This window comes from Pseudomonas sp. IPO3749 (assembly GCF_013386605.1).
Taxonomy (GTDB): Bacteria; Pseudomonadota; Gammaproteobacteria; order Pseudomonadales; family Pseudomonadaceae; genus Aquipseudomonas; species Aquipseudomonas azotoformans_A.
Window position 1 is genome coordinate 201697 of the sequence record NZ_JACARN010000012.1, and the last position, 20676, is coordinate 222372.

21 protein-coding genes are annotated in these 20676 nt (G+C 60.6%); 8 read left to right on the forward strand and 13 right to left on the reverse strand.

What is annotated here, in order from left to right:
* Positions 1-46: 46 nt before the first annotated feature.
* The 5 genes from rng to mreB all read right to left on the reverse strand — a co-directional run bounded on the left by rng (position 47) and on the right by mreB (position 4989).
* Positions 47-1504 (reverse strand): ribonuclease G, encoded by a 1458-nt coding sequence (gene rng, locus HX812_RS05635; protein ID WP_003171790.1) that lies wholly within the window; start codon positions 1502-1504, stop codon positions 47-49.
* 70 nt (positions 1505-1574) lie between these two features.
* The gene (locus HX812_RS05640) at positions 1575-2171 is read right to left on the reverse strand and encodes a nucleoside triphosphate pyrophosphatase (protein WP_038851027.1); all 597 of its coding nucleotides are present in this window, start codon (positions 2169-2171) and stop codon (positions 1575-1577) included.
* A 51-nt stretch (positions 2172-2222) separates the two neighbouring features.
* Positions 2223-2711: a rod shape-determining protein MreD gene (gene mreD / locus HX812_RS05645; protein WP_016976217.1), complete on the reverse strand. Its 489-nt coding sequence runs from the start codon at positions 2709-2711 to the stop codon at positions 2223-2225.
* A complete protein-coding gene (gene mreC / locus HX812_RS05650) occupies positions 2711-3811 on the reverse strand; it encodes a rod shape-determining protein MreC (protein ID WP_080642464.1) in 1101 nt (366 codons plus the stop codon). Before mreC ends, mreD begins: the two co-directional genes overlap by 1 nt.
* 140 nt (positions 3812-3951) lie before the next feature.
* On the reverse strand, positions 3952-4989 hold the full coding sequence (gene mreB / locus HX812_RS05655; RefSeq protein WP_002555108.1) for a rod shape-determining protein MreB: 1038 nt from the start codon (positions 4987-4989) through the stop codon (positions 3952-3954).
* A 210-nt stretch (positions 4990-5199) separates the two neighbouring features.
* Between mreB and gatC the strand changes: the two genes are divergently transcribed.
* From gatC to HX812_RS05685, 6 genes are read left to right on the forward strand one after another with little or no spacing between them, the layout of a single operon-like run.
* The gene (gene gatC, locus HX812_RS05660) at positions 5200-5487 is read left to right on the forward strand and encodes an Asp-tRNA(Asn)/Glu-tRNA(Gln) amidotransferase subunit GatC (RefSeq protein ID WP_010213142.1); all 288 of its coding nucleotides are present in this window, start codon (positions 5200-5202) and stop codon (positions 5485-5487) included.
* 16 nt (positions 5488-5503) lie between these two features.
* Complete coding sequence (gatA, locus tag HX812_RS05665; protein ID WP_038851025.1) at positions 5504-6955, forward strand: Asp-tRNA(Asn)/Glu-tRNA(Gln) amidotransferase subunit GatA; 1452 nt, start codon at positions 5504-5506, stop codon at positions 6953-6955.
* 10 nt (positions 6956-6965) lie between these two features.
* Positions 6966-8411 (forward strand): Asp-tRNA(Asn)/Glu-tRNA(Gln) amidotransferase subunit GatB, encoded by a 1446-nt coding sequence (gene gatB, locus HX812_RS05670; protein WP_033899327.1) that lies wholly within the window; start codon positions 6966-6968, stop codon positions 8409-8411.
* A gap of 48 nt (positions 8412-8459) precedes the next feature.
* On the forward strand, positions 8460-8831 hold the full coding sequence (locus HX812_RS05675; protein ID WP_016976221.1) for a septal ring lytic transglycosylase RlpA family protein: 372 nt from the start codon (positions 8460-8462) through the stop codon (positions 8829-8831).
* Between the two features lie 47 nt (positions 8832-8878).
* Entirely contained in the window at positions 8879-9934 is a 1056-nt protein-coding gene (locus HX812_RS05680; RefSeq protein ID WP_080642463.1) for a calcium/sodium antiporter, read from the forward strand.
* The gene (locus HX812_RS05685) at positions 9931-10311 is read left to right on the forward strand and encodes a carboxymuconolactone decarboxylase family protein (RefSeq protein ID WP_017530104.1); all 381 of its coding nucleotides are present in this window, start codon (positions 9931-9933) and stop codon (positions 10309-10311) included. The genes HX812_RS05680 and HX812_RS05685 overlap by 4 nt, the downstream gene beginning before the upstream one ends.
* Here HX812_RS05685 and HX812_RS05690 read toward each other — a convergent pair.
* The 5 genes from HX812_RS05690 to kdgD all read right to left on the reverse strand — a co-directional run bounded on the left by HX812_RS05690 (position 10308) and on the right by kdgD (position 16869).
* The gene (locus HX812_RS05690) at positions 10308-11249 is read right to left on the reverse strand and encodes an AEC family transporter (protein ID WP_033899317.1); all 942 of its coding nucleotides are present in this window, start codon (positions 11247-11249) and stop codon (positions 10308-10310) included. The genes HX812_RS05685 and HX812_RS05690 overlap by 4 nt on opposite strands.
* A gap of 182 nt (positions 11250-11431) precedes the next feature.
* Positions 11432-12985: a galactarate dehydratase gene (gene garD / locus HX812_RS05695; RefSeq protein ID WP_038844917.1), complete on the reverse strand. Its 1554-nt coding sequence runs from the start codon at positions 12983-12985 to the stop codon at positions 11432-11434.
* An 11-nt stretch (positions 12986-12996) separates the two neighbouring features.
* Entirely contained in the window at positions 12997-14361 is a 1365-nt protein-coding gene (locus HX812_RS05700; protein ID WP_038844915.1) for an MFS transporter, read from the reverse strand.
* Positions 14362-14457: 96 nt separating this feature from the next.
* On the reverse strand, positions 14458-15903 hold the full coding sequence (locus tag HX812_RS05705; RefSeq protein WP_038844913.1) for an aldehyde dehydrogenase family protein: 1446 nt from the start codon (positions 15901-15903) through the stop codon (positions 14458-14460).
* 54 nt (positions 15904-15957) lie between these two features.
* Positions 15958-16869, reverse strand: a complete 912-nt coding sequence (gene kdgD / locus HX812_RS05710; RefSeq protein ID WP_016976228.1) for a 5-dehydro-4-deoxyglucarate dehydratase — start codon at positions 16867-16869, stop codon at positions 15958-15960.
* Between the two features lie 234 nt (positions 16870-17103).
* On the opposite strand from kdgD, the gene HX812_RS05715 reads away from it, so the two are divergent.
* Together HX812_RS05715 and HX812_RS05720 are read left to right on the forward strand one after the other, a co-directional pair.
* Positions 17104-18261: a phosphatidylcholine-hydrolyzing phospholipase gene (locus tag HX812_RS05715; protein WP_038844910.1), complete on the forward strand. Its 1158-nt coding sequence runs from the start codon at positions 17104-17106 to the stop codon at positions 18259-18261.
* Between the two features lie 187 nt (positions 18262-18448).
* Positions 18449-18640: a hypothetical protein gene (locus tag HX812_RS05720; RefSeq protein WP_152514711.1), complete on the forward strand. Its 192-nt coding sequence runs from the start codon at positions 18449-18451 to the stop codon at positions 18638-18640.
* A 13-nt stretch (positions 18641-18653) separates the two neighbouring features.
* Here HX812_RS05720 and HX812_RS05725 read toward each other — a convergent pair whose 3' ends face one another.
* The 3 genes from HX812_RS05725 to HX812_RS05735 form a co-directional block, all read right to left on the reverse strand.
* The gene (locus tag HX812_RS05725) at positions 18654-19403 is read right to left on the reverse strand and encodes a FadR/GntR family transcriptional regulator (protein WP_038844908.1); all 750 of its coding nucleotides are present in this window, start codon (positions 19401-19403) and stop codon (positions 18654-18656) included.
* A 158-nt stretch (positions 19404-19561) separates the two neighbouring features.
* On the reverse strand, positions 19562-19981 hold the full coding sequence (locus HX812_RS05730) for a ClpXP protease specificity-enhancing factor (RefSeq protein WP_038844907.1): 420 nt from the start codon (positions 19979-19981) through the stop codon (positions 19562-19564).
* 17 nt (positions 19982-19998) lie between these two features.
* Positions 19999-20616 carry a glutathione S-transferase N-terminal domain-containing protein gene (locus HX812_RS05735; RefSeq protein WP_033899297.1) on the reverse strand — a complete coding sequence of 206 codons (618 nt, stop codon included), beginning with the start codon at positions 20614-20616 and terminating at the stop codon, positions 19999-20001.
* Between the last annotated feature and the right edge of the window lie 60 nt (positions 20617-20676).

A 20676-nucleotide genomic window follows, 5' to 3' on the forward strand; every position in this document is an offset into this window, starting at 1 on the left:
GGCAGATCAAGGTCTGCCCGTCTCGTAAAAAGAAAACGATTGGGGATCAGAGCAGCACCACGTCGTATTGTTCCTGGGAATACATGGTTTCGACCTGGAAGCGTATCGTGCGGCCGATAAATCCCTCCAGTTCGGCAACGTTACCGGATTCTTCGTCCAGCAGCCGGTCGACCACTTTCTGGTTGGCGAGCACTCTGTAACCCTCGGCCTGGTAGGCTCGCGCCTCTCGCAGGATTTCGCGGAAAATCTCGTAGCAAACGGTTTCCGGGGTCTTCAATTTACCGCGGCCCTGGCAACTGCTGCACGGCTCGCACAGCACCTGTTCCAGGCTTTCGCGGGTGCGCTTGCGTGTCATCTGCACCAGGCCCAACTCGGTGATGCCAATGATGTTGGTCTTGGCGTGGTCGCGCTCCAGCTGTTTCTCAAGGGTACGCAGCACCTGGCGCTGGTGTTCTTCATCTTCCATGTCGATGAAGTCGATGATGATGATGCCGCCCAGGTTACGCAGGCGCAGTTGGCGCGCGATCGCGGTGGCGGCTTCAAGGTTGGTCTTGAAGATGGTTTCTTCAAGGTTGCGATGGCCGACGAACGCACCGGTGTTGACGTCAATGGTGGTCATGGCTTCCGCCGGGTCCACCACCAGGTAGCCGCCGGACTTGAGCGGTACTTTGCGTTCCAGGGCTTTCTGGATTTCGTCTTCGACGCCATACAGGTCGAAGATCGGTCGCTCGCCGGGATAGTGTTCCAGACGGTCGGCAATTTCCGGCATCAGCTCGGCAACAAATTGCGTGGTGCGCTGGAAGGTTTCCCGCGAGTCGATGCGAATTTTCTCAATCTTCGGGCTGACCAGGTCGCGCAGCGTGCGCAGGGCCAGGCCGAGGTCTTCGTAGATCACGCTGGGCGCGCCGATGGTCTTGATCTGGGCACCGATCTGGTCCCACAGGCGCCGCAGGTAGCGGATGTCCATGAGGATTTCATCGGCGCCGGCACCTTCAGCGGCAGTGCGCAGGATAAAACCGCCCGCCTCCTTGATGCCTTCGGCCGCCACGCAGTCGCTGACCACCTTCTTCAGCCGCTCGCGCTCGCCTTCGTCTTCGATCTTCAGGGAAATACCGACATGAGCAGTGCGCGGCATGTACACCAGGTAACGCGACGGAATCGACAGTTGCGTGGTCAGGCGCGCGCCTTTGGAGCCGATGGGGTCCTTGGTGACTTGCACCACCAGGCTCTGCCCTTCGTGTACCAGGGCGCTGATGCTTTCTACCGCTGGCCCTTCGCGCAGGGAAATTTCCGAAGCATGGATAAACGCGGCACGGTCCAGGCCGATGTCGACGAAGGCCGCCTGCATGCCTGGCAAAACCCGCACCACCTTGCCTTTGTAGATATTGCCGACGATCCCGCGCTTCTGGGTGCGCTCCACGTGCACTTCTTGCAGAACACCGTTCTCTACCACCGCCACGCGCGATTCCATCGGCGTGATATTGATCAGAATCTCTTCACTCATGGCTGGGTCTCGTTCAGGCGTTTTCACAATAGTGACCGATCGCTTAAGGCTGGGCGCTGGAGTACGGCGTTCAGCGCGCGGTAAGGTTTTGCCAACAGGGTATGCCGAATTGGCCGAGCAGTTGCGCGGTTTCGCACACCGGCAGGCCTACCACGGCGGAATAACTGCCATTGAGCCCTGCGACGAACACCGAGCCCAACCCTTGGATAGCATAGCCGCCCGCTTTGTCCTGGGGCTCGCCACTGTGCCAGTAGGTGGTTGCTTCCTCGACGGAAATCTCGCGAAACCGTACATGACTGCTTACACAAACAGTCTCGCAGCGCTGGCCATCGGTGAGGGCAATGGCGGTGAGTACTTCATGCTCACGGCCCGCCAGCGCCATCAACATGGCCAGGGCGTCGGCCTGATCGACGGGCTTACCGAGGATTTTTCCATCGACGATTACGGCGGTGTCGGCACCCAACACACAGGCGTCGGAGGTGTTTTCGAGCACAGCAAAACCCGCCGCTGCCTTGCCACACGCAAGGCGCTCGACATAGGAAACAGCGGATTCGTTTGTAAGAGGAGTTTCATCGATAGCGGCACTGACCACGGTGAAAGGCACGCCGATCTGGGTCAACAGTTCACGCCGCCTCGGGGAGCCCGAGGCCAGGTAAAGCGAATTCATTGCAGACTCTCCCTGTAGGGTTCGATAACCAGGCAGAGCCTCGCAATCCATTCAATTGATTTTATAGCGACGACGCAACCCACGCAGACCGAAGCTGATCCATGGCCACAGCAAGGCACTGACCAACGCCGGCAATACCAGTGCCAGGGTTGGCTGGCGGTTACCGGTCAACGCACTCAGCCATAGCTGAACCAACTGCGCCAGGCCGAAGATCACCAGGATCACCAGGCATTGCTGCCACATCGGGAACATGCGCAGGCGTTGTTGCAACGACAGCACCAGGAAGGTGATCAGCGTCAGGATCAACGCGTTCTGGCCCAGCAAGGTGCCATAGAGCACATCTTCCGCCAAGCCCAGGAACATCGCCGTGACCATGCCGACCTTATGCGGCAGGTTCAACGACCAGAACGCCAGCAACAGTGCCAGCCAGAGCGGACGCAGGATTTCCATGAACTGCGGCAGGGGCGAAACGCTCAGCAGCATACCGATAGCAAAGGTGAGCCAGACGATCCAGCCGTTGCGCGAATGAGTACTGGCCATTATTCCTCCCTCTGCCGCGTGGTTGCCGGAGCAGTTGCCGGTGGCTTGGCAGCCGGGGTCGCGGCCGGTGGTTTAGTCACGGCGGGCTTGGCGGGGCGCGTGTTGTGAGCGGCCGGCTTGACCGGGGTGGCGACGGGCGCTGCCGGAGCCGCCGTCGGTGCAGGCGGCCCGACGAATGCCGGCTTGGGCACAGTCGCCGGAACGATCGGCGCTGTACCGTTTTGCTTGTCTTCCGCTTCCTGGGCCTGCGCGGCGTCGTTGGCGCGCTCTTCCGGCGTACGGTTGTCGCTGAACACCAGCAGCAGGTAGCGGCTGCGGTTCAACGCAGCCGTCGGCACGGCACGCACAATGGCGAACGGCTGACCGGAATCGTGGATCACTTCCTTCACCGTCGCCACCGGGTAACCCGCCGGGAAACGCTGACCCAGGCCGGAGCTGACCAGCAGGTCGCCTTCCTTGATGTCAGCGGTGTCAGCCACGTGGCGCAACTCCAGGCGCTCCGGGTTACCGGTGCCGCTGGCAATCGCGCGCAGGCCGTTGCGGTTCACCTGCACCGGAATGCTGTGGGTGGTGTCCGTCAGCAGCAAGACCCGCGAGGTGTAGGGCATCAGCTCAACCACCTGGCCCATCAGGCCACGGGCGTCGAGCACCGGCTGGCCCAGGACCACACCGTCGCGCTCACCCTTGTTGATGATGATGCGATGGGTGAAGGGGTTGGGGTCCATGCCGATCAACTCGGCCACTTCGACCTTTTCATTGACCAGCGCAGAAGAATTGAGCAACTCGCGCAGCCGAACGTTCTGCTCGGTGAGGGCCGCGAGCTTTTGCATGCGCCCCTGCAACAGCAGGTTTTCGGTCTTGAGTTTTTCGTTTTCGGCGACCAGTTCGGTGCGGCTGCCAAATTGGCTGGCCACGCCCTGGTACAGACGTTGCGGCAGGTCGGTGATCCAGTAAGTCTGCATCAACACCAGCGACATCTGGCTGCGCACGGGCTTGAGCAGTGCAAAGCGGGCATCGACCACCATCAGCGCGACCGAAAGCACGACCAGCACCAACAGGCGCACGCCCAATGAGGGGCCTTTGGCGAAAAGCGGTTTAATAAGCCGCTCCTCCCAGGCAAATGTTCTCTTTATTCATACGGCATCTAACCGGCCTGGATGCAGATTGAAGAAGATAAACGCCAACAGGCAGCACTGCAAAGTGCTGCCTGCGGGCGAAACATGGGCTAACCAGCAATGACTTATTCGCTGGAGAGCAGGTCCATGGTGTGTTTATCCATCATTTCCAGTGCACGACCACCGCCACGGGCAACGCAGGTCAGCGGGTCTTCGGCAACGATCACCGGCAGGCCAGTCTCTTGGGCCAGCAGCTTGTCGAGGTCGCGCAGCAAGGCGCCACCACCGGTCAGCACCAGGCCACGCTCGGCGATGTCGGAAGCCAGTTCCGGCGGCGATTGCTCCAGGGCGCTTTTCACCGCCTGAACGATGGTAGCCAGGGACTCTTGCAGAGCTTCCAGCACTTCATTGGAGTTCAGGGTGAAGGCACGTGGAACACCTTCGGCCAGGTTGCGACCGCGCACGTCAACTTCGCGCACTTCGCCGCCTGGGTAGGCGGTGCCGATTTCCTGCTTGATGCGCTCAGCGGTGGATTCACCGATCAGGCTGCCGTAGTTACGACGTACATAGGTGATGATCGCTTCGTCGAAGCGGTCGCCGCCGACGCGGACGGATTCGGCATACACCACACCGTTCAGGGAGATCAGGGCGATTTCAGTGGTACCACCACCGATATCCACCACCATCGAACCGCGTGCTTCTTCAACCGGCAGACCGGCACCGATCGCAGCCGCCATTGGCTCTTCGATCAGGAACACTTCACGGGCACCGGCACCAAGGGCCGATTCACGGATGGCACGACGCTCAACCTGGGTGGACTTGCACGGAACGCAGATCAGCACACGAGGGCTGGGCTGCAGGAAACTGTTTTCGTGAACCTTGTTGATGAAGTACTGCAGCATCTTCTCGCAGACGCTGAAGTCGGCGATCACGCCGTCTTTCATCGGACGGATGGCGGCAATATTGCCCGGTGTACGGCCGAGCATGCGCTTGGCCTCGGTGCCGACGGCAACGACACTTTTCTGGTTACCGTGCGTCCGAATAGCCACAACCGATGGCTCATTCAGGACGATACCGCGCTCGCGCACGTAAATAAGGGTGTTGGCAGTGCCCAGGTCAATGGAAAGATCGCTGGAAAACATGCCACGCAGTTTCTTGAACATGGGAAAGGGACCCTAGGCAACGCGTGGGTAAAAAAGTGCGGCAAACTCTAACAACGACAGGGATTTTGGGCAAGGCGCCAATGTGCTAAATTGGCCGACTTTCTGTGCACCTAACCCCACAATCGCGGCCGTAAGACCGTAGAAATGCGGTAGTGTTCCGACAATCTAACACACGGACAGCCTCCGTTCTGTTTTCCACTGGAGATTCCCATGACGCTTGAACGCTCCGACGTGGAAAAAATCGCGCACCTGGCCTCGCTTGGCCTCAATGATGCCGATCTTCCACAGACCACCGCAGCCCTGAACAGCATTCTCGGGCTGGTCGACCAAATGCAGGCCGTGAATACCGACGGTATCGAGCCCCTGGCTCACCCGCTGGAAGCCAGCCAGCGCCTGCGCGCAGACGTCGTGACCGAGAGTAATAATCGCGAGGCCTACCAGTCCATCGCGCCAGCGGTCGAAAACGGCCTGTACCTGGTTCCGAAAGTCATCGACTAAAGGGAAAGAGCCTGCAATGCATCACATGACTCTGGCCGAGATCGCCCGCGGTCTCGCCGACAAAAAGTTTTCTTCCGAAGAGCTGACCAAGACCTTGCTGGCGCGCATCGCCGAGCACGATCCAAAGGTCAACAGCTTCATCAGCCTCACCGAAGAACTGGCCCTGAGCCAGGCCAAGGCCGCCGACGCACGTCGCGCCAACGGTGAAAATGGCGCGCTGCTGGGCGCTCCAATCGCCCACAAAGACCTGTTCTGCACCCAGGGCATTCGCACCAGTTGCGGCTCGAAGATGCTCGACAACTTTAAAGCACCCTACGACGCCACCGTGGTGTCCAAGCTGGCCGCCGCCGGGGCCGTGACCCTGGGCAAGACCAACATGGACGAATTCGCCATGGGTTCGGCCAACGAGTCGAGCTACTACGGCGCGGTGAAAAACCCGTGGAACCTGGAGCACGTGCCCGGCGGTTCGTCCGGCGGTTCTGCGGCCGCGGTTGCCGCGCGCTTCCTGCCCGCGGCTACGGCCACCGACACGGGCGGCTCGATCCGCCAGCCAGCGGCCTTCACCAACCTCACCGGCCTGAAGCCGACCTACGGTCGGGTTTCCCGTTGGGGCATGATCGCCTACGCCTCCAGTCTCGATCAGGGTGGCCCTTTGGCGCGCACCGCCGAAGACTGCGCAATTTTGTTACAAGGCATGGCAGGCTTCGATCAACAGGACTCCACCAGCATCGACGAGCCGGTGCCGGACTACAGTGCCAGCCTGAACACCTCGCTCAAGGGCCTGCGCATCGGCGTGCCGAAGGAATACTTCAGCGCCGGTCTCGACCCGCGCATTGCAGAGCTGGTGCACAACAGCGTCAAGACGCTGGAAAGCCTCGGTGCCGTGATCAAGGAAATCAGCCTGCCGAACAACCAGCACGCGATTCCTGCCTACTACGTGATCGCACCGGCAGAAGCCTCTTCCAACCTGTCGCGGTTCGACGGCGTGCGTTTCGGCTACCGCTGCGAAAACCCGAAAGACCTCACCGACCTTTATAAGCGCTCCCGTGGCGAAGGTTTCGGTGCCGAAGTCCAACGCCGGATCATGGTCGGTGCCTATGCCCTGTCGGCCGGCTACTACGACGCGTACTACCTCAAGGCGCAGAAAATCCGTCGCCTGGTGAAGAACGACTTCATGGCGGCCTTTGAGCAAGTCGACGTGATCCTCGGCCCAACCACGCCGAACCCGGCCTGGAAACTTGGCGCCAAGAACGGCGACCCGGTGGCTGCGTACCTCGAAGACCTGTACACCATCACCGCCAACCTCGCGGGCCTGCCGGGCTTGTCCATGCCAGCAGGTTTCGTCGATGGCCTGCCGGTCGGCGTGCAATTGCTCGCCCCGTATTTCCAGGAAGGCCGCCTGCTCAATGTGGCGCACCAGTACCAGTTGAACACCGACTGGCACACTCGCACCCCTACCGGCTTCTGAGGAGAACACTATGCAATGGGAAGTTGTGATCGGGCTGGAGATTCATACCCAGCTCGCCACCCAATCGAAGATTTTCTCCGGTAGCGCCACCACGTTTGGCTCTGAGCCGAACACCCAGGCCAGCCTGGTCGACCTGGGCATGCCTGGCGTACTGCCAGTGCTGAACCAGGAAGCGGTACGCATGGCGGTGATGTTCGGCCTGGCGATTGACGCCGAGATCGGCCAGCACAACGTGTTCGCGCGCAAGAACTACTTCTACCCGGACCTGCCCAAGGGCTACCAGATCAGCCAGATGGAACTGCCGATCGTCGGCAAGGGCCACCTGGACATCCCGCTGGAAGACGGCACCATCAAGCGCGTCGGCGTGACCCGTGCGCACCTGGAAGAAGATGCCGGCAAGAGCCTGCACGAAGAATTCCCAGGCGCCACCGGTATCGACCTGAACCGTGCCGGTACGCCGCTGCTGGAAATCGTCTCCGAGCCGGACATGCGCAGCGCCAAGGAAGCCGTGGCCTACGTCAAGACCATCCACGCGCTGGTGCGTTACCTGGGCATTTGCGACGGCAACATGGCCGAAGGCTCGCTGCGTTGCGACTGCAACGTGTCGATCCGTCCAAAGGGCCAAGCCGAGTACGGCACTCGCTGCGAGATCAAGAACGTCAACTCGTTCCGCTTCATCGAGAAGGCGATCAACAGTGAGGTGCGTCGCCAGATCGAGCTGATCGAAGACGGCGGCAAGGTCATCCAGCAGACGCGCCTGTACGACCCGAACAAAGACGAAACCCGCGCCATGCGCAGCAAAGAGGAAGCCAACGACTATCGTTACTTCCCCGACCCGGACCTGTTGCCGGTGGTCATCGAGGACTCGTTCCTCAATGACGTGCGCGCCACCCTGCCGGAACTGCCGCAGCAGAAACGCGAGCGCTTCCAGGCGCAGTTCGGCCTGTCGGTCTACGATGCCAGCGTGCTGGCCTCCAGCCGTGAGCAAGCCAACTACTTCGAAAAAGTCGTGAGCATTGCCGGCGACGCCAAACTGGCGGCCAACTGGGTGATGGTTGAGCTGGGCAGCCTGTTGAACAAACAGGGCCTGGAAATCGACGAAGCCCCGGTCACCGCCGAGCAATTGGGCGGCATGCTGTTGCGCATCAAGGACAACACCATCTCCGGCAAGATCGCCAAGACCGTGTTCGAAGCCATGGCCGCAGGCGAAGGCAGCGCGGACGAGATCATCGAGCAGCGTGGCCTCAAGCAAGTCACCGACAGCGGCGCGATTTCGGCCGTATTGGATGAAATGCTCGCGGCCAACGCCGAGCAGGTCGAGCAATACCGTGCGGCAGACGAGGCCAAGCGCGGCAAGATGTTCGGCTTCTTTGTGGGCCAGGCGATGAAAGCCTCCAAGGGCAAGGCCAACCCGCAGCAGGTGAACGAATTGCTGAAAAGCAAGCTCGAAGGCTGACCAGCACACGCGCCCCTTCGGGGGCGCACTTTTTCGGGGACACCTTGCATGAAGCGTCTACTCGGCCTCCTGGCCTTGTTCTCCCTGTTGGCCGGCTGCGCCAGCGGCGTCATCAACCCCAACGGCTACGACGAAACCGGCACCGCCTCCTATTACGGCGCCCGGCACCATGGCAAAAAGACCGCCAGCGGTGAACCCTTCAACCAGAACGCCCTGACCGCCGCCCACCGGCAATTGCCGTTCGGCACCCAGGTCAAGGTCACCAATCTCGACAACGACAAATCCGTGGTTGTCCGCATCAATGATCGCGGCCCGCATACCCGTGGGCGCCTGATCGATCTTTCACGCAAGGCAGCCGAGCAGCTGGGTATGATCAGCAGCGGTACGGCGCGAGTGCGCGTACAAGCGCTAAGCAACTAAACGGAGCCCAGGCCATTTTCGGATTAACCGCCCTCTCGCCCTGGAGCCTGCTGGAATTGGTCAGCGGTCTGGTGCTGCTGATCATCGGCGCCGAAATCCTGGTGCGCGCCGCCGTGCGCCTGGCCGCGAGCCTCAAGGTGCGACCGCTGATCATCGGCCTGACAATGGTCGCCTTCGGCAGCAGCGCGCCGCAGATGACCGTCAGCCTGCAAGCCACCCTGGCCGGCAACACCGATATCGCCGTGGGCAGTGTGATCGGCAGCAGCATCTTCAATATCCTGGTGACCCTGGGCCTGTCGGCGCTGATCATTCCGCTGCGGGTCTCGCGCCAGCTGGTGCGCCTGGATATTCCGGTGATGATCCTGGCCGGGCTGCTGGTGTTCACCCTCGCCGCCAACGAAGAACTCACGCCGCTTGATGGCTTGCTGTTGCTGGTTGCCTTGGTCGCGTACCTCGGCGTACTGCATTACCAGACGCGCCATTCCCGCCGCCCACGCACACTGGACACCGTGGCCCGCGCGCCCTGGCTGAGCAGCGTGTTGCTGATGCTCGGCGGGCTGCTGATCCTGGTGCTGGCCGGCCATTTGTTGTTGGGCGCGGCGGTGGATGTGGCGAGCGACCTGGGCCTGTCGGAACGTGTGATCGGCCTGACTTTGATTGGCGTCGGCACCTCGCTGCCATGCCTGGCGACCTCGCTGATTGCCGCCCTGCGCGGCGAGCGGGACATCGCCGTGGGCAACGTGATTGGCAGCAACCTGTTCAACCTGCTGGGCGTATTGGGCCTGACTGCCCTGCTCGCGCCCTCGCCGCTGTCGGTATCGCCCAATGCCCTGGACTTCGACCTGCCGGTGATGCTCGGCGTGGTGGTGCTGTGCCTGCCGGTGTTCTACACCTGCTACCGGGTGACCCGCGCCGAAGGCCTGGTGCTGCTGGGCCTGTACCTGGCGTACGGGCTGCATGTAATGGCGTTCACCACGGGCATGCCCCTGGCCACCAAGCTTGAAAACCTGATGCTGTATTACGTCCTGCCAGTGCTGGTGGCTTTTCTGTTGTTCAGCACGCTGCGAGCCTGGCGCCGCCAACACAAGAGGGAATCGCAATGACCGATCAGAAAAAGCCCGGGGTTGAGATGCGTCGCCAGGTCATGGGCGATGTGTTCGTCGACCGCGCCCTGGGCAATGCCACCGAGTTCACCCAGCCGCTGCAGGATTTCGTCAACGAGCACGCCTGGGGCAGTGTGTGGAACCGCGAAGGCTTGCCGCTGAAAACCCGCAGCCTGATCACCCTCGCCGCCCTGACCGCGCTCAAGTGCCCGCAGGAGCTCAAAGGCCATGTGCGCGGCGCGCTGAACAATGGCTGTACCGTGGAAGAGATCCGCGAGGCGCTGCTGCATTGCGCGGTGTATGCCGGTGTGCCGGCGGCGATTGATGCGTTCCGCGCGGCGCAGGAAGTGATCGACACCTACCAGAAAGAAGGCTAGATCCAGCCGCCGGCCTGCAACACGAAGATTCCGATATTCGTGGTCACCGCCGCCATCAAGGTGGTGATCACGATAATCGCCGCCGCCAGCTCATGATTACCCTCGGCCGCCCTGGCCATCACAAAACTGGCAGCTGCGGTCGGCGCACCGAAGTACAGGAACAGAATCCCCAGCTCCGGCCCGCGAAAGCCCAGCAACCACGCGCCCAAGGTCGCCGCCACCGGCAGCCAGACCATCTTCATCAAACTCGCGCTCAGCGCCCTATTGCCGCTCTTGCGCAACGCTGCCAGGGACAAGGTGCCGCCAATGCAGATCAGGGCCAACGGCAAGGTGGTATCGGCCAGATACTGCATGGATTTTTCCAACCAGCCAGGCAGGCCAATCTGAAAATAAGCGAACGGCGCCGCCACGATCACGCTGATGATCAACGGGTTGGCCACCACGCTTTTGCAGATGCTCCACGGATCGGACTTGATCACCGGGCTGTACACCGCCAACACGATGGTCGACAGCGTGTTGTAGAACAGGATCACCAGCGCCGCGAGAATCGCACCGAGGGAAATCCCATAGTCGCCGTACATGCTGGCCGCCAGCGCCAAGCCAATCACGCCGTTGTTGCCGCGAAACGCGCCTTGTGTGTAGATGCCCCGGTCTTCACGCGGGCAACGAAAGATCGCCCAGCCCCAGGCCAGGGCGAAGCTGAGCAAGGTCGCAACCGCAAAGTAGATCAGCAGCCCCGGTTTGAGCGCCGAGTGCAGGTCGGCATGCAGGATGCCGAGGAAAAGCAGCGCCGGCATGGTGACGTTGAACACCAGGGACGAGGCCGTGTGGATGAAATTGTCGTTGATCCAGTTGATGCGCTTGAGCAACACCCCCAGGAACAGCATGGCAAACACCGGCGCGGTGATGGTCAGGGTCGTGAGGAAAATTGCCAGCATGCCGGGGAGAACCTTGGTGAGCGTCGTTAGGTGGCTAATGATAAGCCAGTGTAGGCCGCTTCGTCTGGTCTAGCGCTTGTGGCGAGGGAGCTTGCTCCCGCTGGGGCGCGCAGCGGCCCTAAAAACAGGCCTGCTGCGCAGTCCAGCGGGAGCAAGCTCCCTCGCCACAGGTTATTGCGGGTTCAGGTAATCGGCGCAGGGTTGAACAGGGTGATGTCGTTATGCAGCTTGTGATGCTCCGCCCACGTCTGCTTCCTGCCACTGGCTACATCCAGGTAGAAGTGAAACAACTCCCAGCCCAGTTCCTCGATGCTCGCCCGTCCCGTGGCAATACGCCCCGCGTCGATATCGATCAAGTCCGGCCAACGCTGCGCCAGCTCCGTACGCGTCGAGACCTTCACCACCGGCGCCATCGCCAGCCCATACGGCGTACCACGCCCGGTGGTGAACACATGCAGGTTCATCCCCGCCGCCAGTTGCAAGGTGCCGCATACAAAGTCACTGGCTGGCGTGGCGCAAAAAATCAGGCCTTTGCCCTTGAAACGCTCGCCTGGGCCGAGCACGCCGTTGATTGCGCTGCTGCCGGATTTGACGATGGAGCCCAGGGACTTCTCGACAATGTTCGACAACCCGCCCTTCTTGTTGCCGGGCGTAGTGTTGGCGCTGCGATCCGCCTCGCCCTTGGCCAGGTAACGGTCATACCAGTCCATTTCGCGGACCAGTTCCTGGGCAACTTCCTTGTTTTGCGCGCGAGACGTCAGCAGGTAGATGGCATCGCGGACTTCAGTGACTTCGGAAAACATCACCGTCGCGCCGGCCCGCAACAGCAAATCCGAGGCATAGCCCAGCGCCGGGTTGGCGGTGATGCCGGAAAATGCATCACTGCCGCCGCACTGCATGCCCAGGATCAGCTCGGACGCCGGCACGGTTTCCCGGCGGCGCTGGTCGAGTTTCTTCAGGCGCGTCTCGGCCAGTTCCATGATCTGCTCGATCATCTCGGTAAAGCCGTGGCTGGAATCCTGCAGCCGATACAGCCAGGGCTCACTCAGGTCAACCGAGCTGTCGTTGTCGTGCATCACCTGCCCGGCCTGCAATTTCTCGCAACCCAGACTGATGACCAGGGCTTCGCCGCCCAGGTTCGGGTTGCGCGCCAGGTTGCGCACCGTGCGGATCGGAATGTAGGCATCGGTGGCGGTGATCGCCACGCCGCAGCCGTAGCTGTGGGTCAGCGCCACCACGTCGTCGACGTGCGGGTACTTGGGCAGCAATTCATCCTTGATGCGCTTGACCGCATGGTCCAGCACGCCAGTGACGCACTGCACCGTGGTGGTGATCCCCAGGATGTTGCGCGTACCCACCGTGCCATCCGCGTTGCGGTAACCCTCGAAGGTAAACCCTTCCAACGGCGCCTGGGCCTCAGGCACCTCGGTGGACAGTGGCAAGCTGTCCAACGGCGGCGCGGTGGGCATGCGCAGTTGATCCTCCTGCACCCAACTGCCGCGCGGGATCGGTGCCAAGGCGTAACCGATGGTCTGGCCGTAGCGAATAATCTGACCGCCTTCGGGGATGTCTTCCAGGGTCACCTTGTGGCTCTGCGGGATGAAATCCACGGTCACCAGGCCGTCCGGGAACTCGGTCCCGGCCGGAACGCCCTGGTCATTGACCACGATCACCACGTTGTCGCGTTCGTGCAAACGAATCGAGCGCGGCGAGTCGGCATGTTCAATCAACTGCATCACACGGCCCCTCAGGAATGCGCTTCGGTTAGGTTGGTCAACTCTGGCCCTTTGGTAGGCGGCTCTTTGAGGACTACACGTTTGATCGGCCCAACGATGACCAGGTAGCTGAACACCGCCACCAGCGCATTGGCGCCGACGAACACTAGGGCCCATTTGAACGAACCGGTGGTGCTGATGATGTAGCCAATAACGATCGGCGTGGTGATCGACGCTAGGTTACCGAAGGTGTTGAACAGGCCGCCACTGAGGCCGGCGATTTGTTTCGGCGAGGTGTCGGACACCACCGCCCAACCCAGTGCGCCAACGCCTTTACCGAAGAAGGCCAAGGCCATGAAGCCCACCACCATCCATTCGATATCCACATAGTTACAGGCCACGATGCTGCTGGAGATCAGCAGGCCACCAATGATCGGCGCTTTACGGGCGAAGGTCAGGGAATGACCTTTGCGTAGCAGGTAATCGGAAATCACCCCGCCGAGCACGCCACCGATAAACCCGCAGATCGCCGGCAACGAGGCGATGAAGCCGGCCTTGAGGATGGTCATTCCACGGTCCTGCACCAGGTACACCGGGAACCAGGTGAGGAAAAAGTAGGTGATACCGTTGATGCAATACTGGCCCAGGTAAACGCCAAGCATCATGCGGTTGGTCAGCAACTGGCGGATGTAATCCCACTTCGGACCGTCGGTTTTCTTACCCTTGCCTTTGTCCTGGTCCATATCGACCATCGCGCCATTGGCAGCGATGTGATTGAACTCGGCTTCGTTGATCATCGGGTGCTGGCGCGGGCTGTGGATAACTTTCAGCCAGATCCCCGAGAAGACGATGCCGATCACACCCATCACGATAAACACGTGCTGCCAGCCGAAGCGGTAGACGATCCAGCCCATCAACGGCGCGAACAGCACGGTGGCGAAGTATTGCGCCGAGTTGAAGATCGCTGAAGCTGTACCGCGTTCAGCGGTAGGAAACCACGCCGCGACAATACGGGCATTTCCGGGAAACGAAGGCGCTTCGGCCAGGCCAACCATAAAGCGCAGCATAAACAGCGCAACCACGGCGGTGGAGACACCAAACTCACCGACATAGCCTTGCAGCACAGTGAACAGGGACCAAGTGAAGATGCTCAGGGCATAGACTTTCTTGGAACCGAACCGGTCCAGCAGCCAGCCACCGGGAATTTGCCCGGCCACGTAGGCCCAACCGAATGCAGAGAAGATATAACCGAGGGTGACCGCGTCGATACCGAGGTCTTTTTGCAGGCTGGAGCCCGCGATGGCGATGGTGGCCCGGTCGGCGTAGTTGATCGTGGTCACCAGGAACAGCATGAGCAGGATCAAATAGCGGACGTGGGTCGGCTTGGTCGCTTGCATGTAGAAGTACTCCCACTAATTATTTTTTTTGCGGGTAATGGTTTTCTGTTTTCAGTGTCGGACCGGCAGGCATCCGGCCCCACAAGGTGTTGCGCGTTACGAACCGATGTAGCTGGTCTTCACCACGGTGTAGAACTCTTGCGCATAGCGACCTTGCTCGCGCGAACCATAGGATGAGCCCTTACGGCCACCGAACGGAACGTGATAGTCCACACCGGCAGTCGGCAAGTTGACCATCACCATCCCGGCCTGGGAGTGGCGCTTGAAGTGGTTGGCGTACTTGAGCGACGTCGTGGCAATGCCCGCCGACAAACCGAACTCGGTGTCGTTGGCCATGGCCAGCGCCGCTTCGTAGTCCGCCACACGCACAACGTTGGCCACCGGCCCGAAGATCTCTTCACGGCTGATGCGCATGGCCGCTTCACTGTCGGCAAACAGCGTCGGCGCCAGGTAGTAGCCTTCGGTGTCACAGGTGACCAGGCCGCCACCGCTGACCAACCGCGCACCTTCGCTCTGGCCGATGTCGATGTACTTGAGGTCTTGATCCAACTGCGCCTGGGAAACCACGGGGCCGATGTCGGTGCCGCTTTTCAGCGCGTGGCCGACCTTGATCGACTTCATGCGTTCGGCCATGGCCGCGACGAACTGGTCGTGGATACCGGCGGTGACGATCAAGCGGCTGGAAGCGGTGCAACGCTGGCCGGTGGAGTAAAACGCGCTCTGCACCGACAACTCGACGGCCTGCTTGAGGTCGGCGTCGTCGAGGATGATCTGTGGATTCTTGCCGCCCATTTCCAACTGCACTTTGGCCTGACGCGACACGCAGCTGACAGCGATCTGACGACCGACACCCACAGAACCGGTGAAGCTGATGCCATCGACTTTCGGGCTATTGACCAGCACGTCGCCGACCACACGACCGCTGCCCATCACCAGGTTGAACACGCCAGCCGGGAAGCCAGCGCGGGAGATGATTTCGGCCAGGGCCCAGGCGCAGCCCGGTACCAGCTCGGCGGGCTTGATCACCACGCAGTTGCCGTAGGCCAGGGCCGGGGCGATTTTCCAGGCGGGGATGGCAATCGGGAAGTTCCACGGTGTGATCAGGCCAACCACACCCAGGGCTTCACGGGTGACTTCGACGTTGACGCCCGGACGAACCGACGGTACGTAGTCGCCAGACAGGCGCAGGCATTCACCAGCAAAGAACTTGAAGATGTTACCGGCGCGGGTCACTTCACCGATGGCTTCGGGCAGGGTCTTGCCCTCTTCACGGGCCAGCAGGGTGCCGAGTTCTTCGCGGCGGGCGAGGATTTCGCTGCCGACTTTATCCAAAGAATCATGGCGAGCCTGGATCCCGGAAGTGGACCAGGCCGGGAATGCGGCGCGGGCTGCGTCGATGGCGGCGCTAACTTGGGCAACATCCGCCTTCGCGTATTCGCCAATGACATCGGACAACTCCGACGGGTTGAGGTTGACGCAATAGTCGGCACCGGCCACCCATTGGCCATTGATGTAGTTGTCAAAACGTTGGGCTTGGGACACGAATCTTCTCCTGACGCAAAAGGCCGCTGATCTCTCAGCGGCCTTGTAGATGGGTTATTGCGCGCCTTGCTTGTCGATCAGCGCGGCCAGGGCTTCATATTCTTCCGGCAACAGGTCGGTCAGCGGCGTGCGCACCGGGCCTGCGTCGTAGCCGGCGATTTTTGCACCGGCCTTGACGATGCTCACGGCATACCCGGCCTTGCGGTTACGGATGTCCAGGTACGGCAGGAAGAAGTCGTCGATGATCTTGGAAACGGTGGCGTGATCGTCCTTGGCAATCGCGTGGTAGAAGTCCATCGCGGTTTTCGGGATGAAGTTGAACACCGCCGAGGAGTACACCGGCACCCCCAGGGCCTTGTAGGCAGCGGCGTAAACCTCTGCCGTCGGCAGGCCGCCGAGGTAGCTGAAACGATCACCGAGGCGGCGACGGATCGACACCATCAACTCGATATCACCCAGGCCATCCTTGTAGCCGATCAGGTTCGGGCAGCGCTCGGCCAGGCGTTCCAGCAGCGGCGCGGTCAGGCGGCAGACGTTGCGGTTGTAGACCACCACACCGATCTTGACCGATTTGCACACGGCTTCAACGTGGGCGGCAACGCCGTCCTGGCTGGCTTCGGTGAGGTAGTGCGGCAGCAGCAGCAGGCCTTTGGCGCCGAGGCGCTCGGCTTCCTGGGCGTATTCGATGGCTTGGCGGGTCGAACCGCCGACACCGGCCAGGATCGGCACGCTGGTGGCGCAGGTATCCACGGCGGTTTTCACCACTTGGGAATATTCGCTGGCGGCGAGGGAGAAAAACTCACCGGTGCCGCCGGCCGCGAACAAGGCGGTGGCGCCGTACGGGGCCAGCCATTCCAGGCGCTTGATGTAACCCGCCTGGTGGAAGTCACCCTGGGCGTTGAAATCGGTCACCGGGAAAGACAGCAGACCGTGGGAAAGGATGGACTTCAGTTCTTGTGGATTCATTATTCGAACACCCTGGGCGAAGACTTTCTGTCGAAAGGTTGTTGTTGGTTTTGGTGATGTCGTACGTCATCGTACAACTATAAAAAGATTCGTCAACTGCAATTCATCAGACTTCATTGTGGGCGCTGTGGATGCACGCCTTCTTGACGTAGGAATTTTTTCCTCTATGCTCAACTTAACTGTATATGCATACAGTTATTACGGAAGATTCCTACGACATAGCAAGGAGCTAACATGTCAGGTCTTGAACTCGCGGCACCCGAGAAAAACCCACCGACTCTGCGCTTCGAAGGCGGTGAACACACCGCCATCGGCGATGAGACCCTGTTGCGCTTCGCCAAGGACGCCCCGGCGATTCCCGCGCATCAAATCGAGCTGCACCTGCCCAACGGGCTGGCGCTGACCTATGGCCAGGTGATCGCCTTGGGCGGCGACTTCTATGGCATCCCCGGCCAACCAATCAGCGATGGCGCCTCCCCTGCCGACCGCGTGCAACGCTTTACCGCCGCCTTCAACAGCCTGGCAGTACTGCCCGCCTCGCGGGAAGAAGCGCACAAAATCCTCGCGGTGATGCAAAAGGAGATCACTGCGGTCAAGCAGGCGATCAAGGATGGCAAACAAGCCCATGAAGCCTACGACGCCTTGGGTGATACGTTGTCCGAGGAATGGAATCGCATCACCGGCGGTGGCAGCGCAGTTTCGGCGCTGATTCCGTTGGGACGTTACCTGAAACTGGCAGCGGACAATGCCGACCACTTTGGCGAATGGGCGCTGTCGGCCTATCTGGCGGGGCATACGGCAGCGCTGCAACAAGCCGTCGTGGCTCACCAGACCGGCACCGACCAAGCGCTGGAACTGGCGTACGCCATGAACAGTTTTGCTGATCACTTTTTGACCGATCTGTTCTCGGCCGGCCATCTGCGTGTACCGCGTAAACAACTGGCAGCGGTGGTGACACCGGGTGAGCTGGGCTCGCTGATCAGCCGCTTCATGCATGACGAAGACAGCAAGTTCGGGCTCAAGGTGCGCAATGCCCTGGGCGATCAGTGGCACGCCTATGGGGACAAGCGCTACTTCGACGCGATTGATGCGGACAATCGGGTGCAGGTCAAACGTGCCGTGCAGGCTTCGGCGGATGAAATTTTCGAAACTTTCATCAGCGGTATCGCGCCCTCCCCGGCCAATTTCAAGGCGCCGTTATATGTGCCGGACCTGAATGCGGCGCAGAACCCGGCGAATAATTTTTCGCCGCTGTTCAAGACGGAGGGAGACAAGGTGCTGCGCCGCAAGGATGTGAATGACCTGAACGACAAGCACTGGACGAATGATTGGTGGGGGTGGAGTACGTATTTGTTGTTGAAGGACTACAAGCCGAATAACCCGCAATTTTGAGGTGACCATAACCCCATGCGTGCAATCGCACGCATGGGGCCGTTCGTCGCTACTGTTAATTCTGACAGTATCACCTCATTCGAAGTCCCAATAACGTACTTCGGACTTCCCGAGAAGATCTGAGAACGAGTGAAAAAAAGCGGTTTGCAAGGGAAGCACACTACTCTTTCAATGTTTGAGGTGAACCATGGCTAACAAACCGACAGTCAAACTTAACCAAAAAGGTAAAAAACCACGCACCGTAGTTTTTGACCCCCTGATTGGTGACGAAATTATTGACCCCGTAGCAGGCTTATTTATAGTCACACGAAGAATTTGGGATGAGGCAAATGATGAACTTACAATCGTTACCGAGCCTTCTCCGAACCCACCCGTTTGAATAAAGACTCATATTACCCCCGCTGCGCCTGCGCCTCTTCATGGGCATGGCGCAGCCGCTCCCGACTATTGGTCAGATGCAACCGCATCGCCGCCCGCGCCGCGTCCGAATCCTGACGTGCAATCGCTTCGTAAATCTCTTCATGCTCACGACTCAAGCGCCCCATGTAGTGCTGCTGGTCATCATGGGCCAGGCGCGCCGAATTCAGGCGGGTGCGCGGAATGATGCTGGTGCCCAGGTGCGTCATGATATCGGTGAAGTAGCGGTTGCCGGTGGACAGCGCAATTTCCAGGTGGAATGCAAAGTCGGAGGCCACCGCATCGCCGGCGTGGGCCGCGCTTTCATTCAGGGCATCGAGCGCTGCACGCATGGCGGCCAGTTGTTCGTCGCTGCGGCGTAACGCGGCCAGGCCTGCGGATTCGACTTCCAGGCTGATCCGCAGCTCCAGGATCGCCAGCACATCACGCAGGGTCACCACGGTGGCCGGGTCGATGCGGAAACCGCTCGGGCTCGGCGTATCCAGCACAAAGGTGCCGATACCATGACGGGTCTCGACCTGCCCTGCCGCCTGCAAGCGTGAAATGGCTTCACGCACCACCGTGCGACTGACCCCATGGGCTTCCATGATCGCCGACTCGGTGGGCAACTTGTCGCCCCGCTTGAGTTGGCCGTCGCGGATCTGCTCGGACAACACCGTGACCAATTCCTGGGCAAGGCTGCGGCGCTTGCGGGGAAGACGAGGGGCGGTGTTGGCGTTTTCCATGATGGATCATCTTTCTCGGTGAGCTTGAGCACGCATCATAGCCCATGGTGGTTGTACGATCACCGTCCAGGCGCGACTTTCATCCTTATCCTTCGCGCAAAAAAATACCCCGACACAGGTCGAGGCATTTTCTCAGCGCATCCCGAGAGGGACGCGCGTTATTTCACCACTTTCAGGCTCGGCCGGCCGCTGGGGCGCGGTGGCTCGGAATCCGGTGGCGGCAGGTCATCGCCATCTTCGTTTTCGATCGTTTCGTCATCCTCGAAAGGCGACTCCAGATCGAACACCATGCCTTGGCCGTTCTCCCGGGCATAGATGCCGAGGATGGCGCCAATCGGCACGAACAGCGTATGCGGCACGCCGCCGAAACGCCCTTCGAAGCTCACGGCTTCGTTGTCCATGTGCAGGTGGCGCACGGCACTCGGCGATACGTTCAACACAATCTGCCCATCACTGGCAAAACCTTCCGGCACCTGAACCGCAGGAAATTCGGAATTGACCAGCATGTGCGGGGTGCAATCGTTGTCCACAATCCACTCATAGAGCGCGCGGACCAAGTAGGGTCGACTGGAGTTCATCAGCGGCTCCTTAAGCCTTAGCGCATATCGCGTTCGACACCAGACAGACTCGCCTGGAAAGCCTCACGCGCAAACTGGCGCTCCATGTAATCAAGCAGCGGCTTGGCAGGCCGCGGCAGTTCAATACCGAGAATCGGCAAACGCCAGAGTATCGGTAATAGGCAGCAATCCACCAAGCTTTGTTCCTCACTGAGGAAAAAAGGCTTATCGGCGAACAACGGCGAAACGCCGGTCAGGCTCTCGCGCAATTCCTTACGCGCCTGTACCCGAACGGCTTCTTTTGTACGCGAATCCAGAATCACATCCACCAGCCCGCACCAGTCACGCTGGATCCGATGGATCAGCAGGCGGCTGTTGGCACGCGCCACCGGGTACACCGGCAGCAAAGGCGGATGCGGGTAACGCTCATCCAGGTATTCCATCACCACGGTCGACTCCCACAACGCCAGGTCACGATCGACCAGGGTGGGCAAGCTGCCGTAAGGGTTCACTTCGATCAGTTTCGGTGGGTGACGACCCGCCTCCACACTGATGATCTCGGCGCTGACACCCTTCTCTGCGAGCACGATGCGCACTCGGTGGGAATAGTGGTCGGCGGGGTCGGAGTAACAGGCCAACCGATTGGTCACGCCCATGGCGGTCCTCCTCGCTTGTTGAAATTATCGAAAGCTCAAAAACGAGCGCGCCCAGAGAGC